This is a genomic window from Rhizobium sp. 18055, from assembly GCF_902706285.1.
In the GTDB taxonomy this organism is placed as follows: Bacteria; Pseudomonadota; Alphaproteobacteria; order Rhizobiales; family Rhizobiaceae; genus Rhizobium.
The window spans coordinates 1-4,539 of record NZ_CACSKD010000041.1 but is presented as its reverse complement, the minus strand read 5'-3'; the positions used below and the strand labels follow the sequence as shown (position 1 = coordinate 4,539).

The window sequence follows — 4,539 nt, the reverse complement described above, 5'->3', positions numbered from 1 at the left end:
GGGTGGTGGTGGTGGAGGCAAATGGACCAAAGCGATGGAAAGTGCCTCTTTATCGGTGGCCCTAAGCCGTGGTGCGACCTCCGAAGATGTGACGCGGGCGGCGGTCGCGTCCGGCGCACAGCCGGTTGTCATCAAAATCACATCGACGGTTTCCAGTCGGGCATCGGCGGCAAGCCTCATATCGTATCTCGGCACACGCGAGGTCAAAGGCGCGGACGGCAAGGGTGAAAAAACCAATATTCCGGTCTACGATCAGGAGGGTCGACTGGTGGACAACGCCGAGGATCGCCGGGAATTGCTGGCAAAGTGGGTCGCTGAATTCCGTGAGGAATATGCGGTCGATGCCATCGTCACGATCTCGCTCACCCTCACTGAAAACGTTTCGGATGCAGCCCTGCATGACGCCCTCAACATGGCGTTCGGGTCGAAGCCATTCGTCTACACGAGGTATGATGATTCCGTCGCCATCTACGGGGTCAGGGACATCAATGCCAGGAAACTGGCGGCAGCACTGAAGATGCGTGCAAACGGCGAGGGGAGGGCGGGCGCCGCGGAACGCACGTTCGCCAAGGTTATGAAAGACGCTGGGATCGAAACCGTGGTGCGCATCGAAGGCGCGGCGATTTCAGAAAAGTCCGGAAAATATTTTCTCGAGAAATCCATTCGTCAGCATACGGCATTTACGACGTCCGGCGGCCAGCGGATTGATGCAGAGGGAAAGGCTCGATCAATGGCGAAGACAACGTGGGACACCTGGCGTTCGCAAATCCGGACTGTCCAACCCAGGAATGCGTTTCATGTGGTGTTTTCAGCGCGAAGCGGGACGGACGCGGACGCTTTCAACCGAACAGTTCGGGACTTCCTCGCAGAACAGGTCGCCGGTCATCGCTGGATCACGGCTCATCATCCGGAGACGGGGCACGTGCATGTCCATGCGATGATCTCGGCAAGGGATGACATAGGAAAAGCCTTGCGGCTGACCAAGCCCGAACTGTACCAATGGCGAGAGGCGTTCGCGGAAAAAGCTCGTCAGCATGGAATTCCGATGGTCGCTACGCTGAGGTCGGATCTGGCGGCGACGCGCCCGTTCAGCCAGGCGCAGGCCGGTGCCTATGCGCGAGGACGTTCTGATCCGCGCTATCTAAAGAGCGCCACGGTTATTCAACGTGTGGAGCTGAAACGGGAAGGCCGAATGGATAATGCGGCCTTGAGCAACAGCGCCTTGGCGCTTGCGCCAAAATGGAAGGCAACGGCATCAGTCCTGCAATCAGCTCAAGCTGCACCAGGCGTCATCCAGGCGGCGCAACGCTTTGCGACACTCGCTTCGAGTACGCTGAATGCCGCCGATCCCAAAGGCTTTCTCATTGTCCAGATCGAAACGACCTCCGCCCGTGAGATCATGCAGGCGGGGACAATCGCGTCAGCGTTGGCGGTATCGCCGGATGCGGTTTCGAGCGATGGACGCATCGCGAGGGTTCTGGTTCCGACCGGGGCAGGGATCAGCAACATCGAGCGGGAGCTTTCGAAGCAGGACTATGAGTTCGGCCCCGGTGGCGAGTCCCGGCGCGTGAGCCGCGAGTTGGGCCAACTTCTCGCTGCTCAAGGCCTCCAAGCATCCGTCACGATCGAGGCGGCCGGGTCCGCTCCAGACGGCAAGCCTACGCCTTGGCTGAAGGCTCGTTTCAACGAAACAGCCGTCCCGGAAAAAAGCGGACGAGAGGCTGTCGGTGAGTTTGCCGGCCCGATCAATTCACTCAAGAAGCAGAAGGAGCAGAAAATGGCACTTTCCCTCGAGCAGTTCGACGAGCGTGTCGCCCGCGCCAACAAGTCAATGGATAGGCTCGAAACCATCGTTGACAGTTCGTCGGAGCGTCAGGCGGTTGAAGAAATGCGTCGCGAAATCGCTGCACTTTTTTCCGAGCAGCGCCAGCAGATAGAGCTAGATCAGATGCGTTCAGCAGGATCGCCTTCTGCGGGTTCGTCGACGGCCGCTTCGGCCACGGGTGGCACGCGCGAAAACCACCATCCGCGGCTCGCCAATGTCGATCCGGCAATTACCGCGCAGCAGCAGGCGATTGCGCAAGAAAGAGCATCACGGGCATCGAGAGACCAAGCGGTGGCAGCCAAGGGCGTGCAGGAGGATCTGCGCCAGCAGGCGTTGAAACGCGCCGAGCAAGATCGGCAACACGGCAGTGACCGCGACGGTATGGACCGGTAGGCGGGCGGGGCCATGGGCGATGACCGAGCCGCCATAGGCCTTGCTCGCCACCATATATGATGATCGTTCCGCGTTCTCCCGGGCGGGTGACTGCCTACTGGGCGACGAACAGCGGCGCCTTGTCGAACATTGAAGTTCGGGTGGTTGGCGCGCTTATAAACCAGCCGGTGGATCAGATAGGGATAGCCGTGATAGGCGAAGATCACCGGCCGATCGCGGGAGAAGATGTGTCGAAGAATTCGTCGGAAATACCGTGCGGATGCTGTTGGGGATTGCAGCTGAATCAAGTTGACGACATTGACTACCCGAATGCGCAGATGTGGCAGGATCTGGCGCAGATGATTGACGGCGGCAAGCGTTTAGAGCGTCGGCACGTTGCCGGCACAGGCCATGATGATGTCGGGGTCCATCCTCGGCTTTGCAATGGACTTCCGCCTCGGCCATGGTCAGCCATTGCGGCTTCGCCTGCTTGCCGGCCAATGACCTTTCAGGTTCTCAGATGCCCCTCATTTTCCCGGCAGTTGGCCACGGTATGCGGATACCGAGAACGACGTGGAGGCAATAAAGAACACCAGAATCTGCGCGGTTTAGGCCTCGATCCACCGATGTTAAATTGAAAATTCTACGCAACCACGCGAAATATTTTTAACCGCTGTGGCGTATATTTCACACTGCCCCTCCTTTCCGAGTGGTTCCTCAACAAGATCAGAGAATCGTGTAAATGAATTCGTCCTATTATGTCGAAGAAATCACCGCTGGCATCGGCGCCCATGGCACATGGAAAATGAAGCTGAAAACGGCGATCACAACCAGTTCCAGCGATTTCAAGCCGAGCGTTGTCCGCTGCGACGATCAATGCGCCCTCGGGAAATGGCTGCACGGATCAAAGATCGATCCGCAGACCAAGCTGGGCATGCCTTACAAGGTCAACAAAAGGGTTCATGCGGAATTCCATGAATGCGCAGCTCGCGTGCTTGAAATGGCGCTGAAGGGCAATGGCAGGGATGCGCAGGCTCTGCTCGATGGGGAGTTCAAGGAAAAGTCCGAAAAGGTCGTTCGAGCCTTGACCAAATGGAAAAGCGAATTGCTCTCCTCAACGCGCGCGGCCTAATCCGTGCGCAGTAGTGTTCAAATTCGCCCAGTCCGCAGGAAATGTCTGAGAGGAGCGTGACAGTGGAATATCCTCCTAGCTTTCGATGCCTTGCCGCGTCATTCGATGATTTGCTTGAGGCTAGAAAACTTCGCGCTGATCGCAAGATCTCGTGGCGGCGATGGCCCCCGGACCTTCTAAGACAACCGCCAAGATCGCGTCGGTCGTGTCGATCGCGGATATTCTTGGTGGCTCATGCACCAAGACCCTTGCCAGCACGGTGATCGTGACGGCTTGGCGCTTTTGCCACGCTGGGTCTGCGTCTGCGGAATGGCATGCGCGGCGAGGGGGATGACTGATTTGAAACGGGAGATCTAGCTAAAGCCCTGAAGCCTTTGTCAGATTGATCCGAAAGCGATCCCGTCGTCGCTGATATCTGCGGGTCATCTCCGAGGAAGCATGGCCAAGCTGTTTCTGGACGTGACGTTCGTCGACTTCGGCAGAGGAGGCAAGGCCAGCGCGAAGGGAATGACCGGAGAACCTGAAGGCACGCTCGATCTCACTAAGATCCTCGCGAACCCCTGCAGCCATTGCAGCTCGTTTCACAAGCCGGGCCACCTCCTTGTCGTTCAGACGCTCCGCGACGATAGATTTGCCCTGACCCGTCACGCGGCGGAAGAGGGGACCGTGCGCGATCCTGGCGAACTTGACCCAGGTTTCGACCGCGGCAACCGGGCAAGTGGCGTCTGACGAGCCGCGTCCCACCTCGACCTCTCTCCAACCGGTTTTGCCGCGCAGAGTGACAAGCATGCCCTTGTCGAGGATCTCGATCCACCCGCGGCTGTCTTCGGTCTGGTCTGCCTTCAGATCGAGACCGACGATCTCGGAGCGCCGCAGACCACCGGCAAAGCCTACGAGCAGCATGGCACGATCACGCATGCCGCGCAGGGTGCCGCGATCAATCGTTTCCAGCATGGCGATGATGTCATCGGCGAGGACTGCCTCCTTCTGCAGTGGGGGCCGGGCATGCGAATTGCGGATGCCGGCCAGAACCGTGGCAATGGCGCGATTCTTGCGGTCGAGCGCCATCCCGCGTTGAGTGCAGTTCCAGCTGATCGCAGACAATCGTCGCTCGATCGTGGAAACTGAGTTGGGTTTCATGCCGCGTTCGGCGGCCCCTGATGCGCAGGCGGTAATATAAAGCCCGACGATTTCAGGATCGGGAGGGAGG

General features: G+C 58.8%; 3 protein-coding genes and 1 pseudogene. 2 read left to right on the top strand and 2 right to left on the bottom strand.

What is annotated here, in order from left to right; all coding sequences use genetic code 11:
- Positions 1–2,218 (top strand): relaxase/mobilization nuclease domain-containing protein (locus GVL52_RS27710; RefSeq protein WP_210254116.1); only part of this gene is annotated, 2,218 nt, incomplete at its 5' end.
- 182 nt (positions 2,219–2,400) lie between these two features.
- Here GVL52_RS27710 and GVL52_RS31370 read toward each other — a convergent pair.
- Positions 2,401–2,529 (bottom strand): annotated as a pseudogene (locus GVL52_RS31370) (hypothetical protein); the annotation flags it as partial.
- A gap of 410 nt (positions 2,530–2,939) precedes the next feature.
- On the opposite strand from GVL52_RS31370, the gene GVL52_RS27700 reads away from it, so the two are divergent.
- Positions 2,940–3,329, top strand: a complete 390-nt coding sequence (locus GVL52_RS27700) for a CZB domain-containing protein (protein WP_159952614.1) — start codon at positions 2,940–2,942, stop codon at positions 3,327–3,329.
- A gap of 357 nt (positions 3,330–3,686) precedes the next feature.
- On the opposite strand, the gene GVL52_RS27695 is transcribed toward GVL52_RS27700, so the two are convergent.
- Positions 3,687–4,539 (bottom strand): site-specific integrase (locus GVL52_RS27695; protein WP_160012616.1); only part of this gene is annotated, 853 nt, incomplete at its 5' end.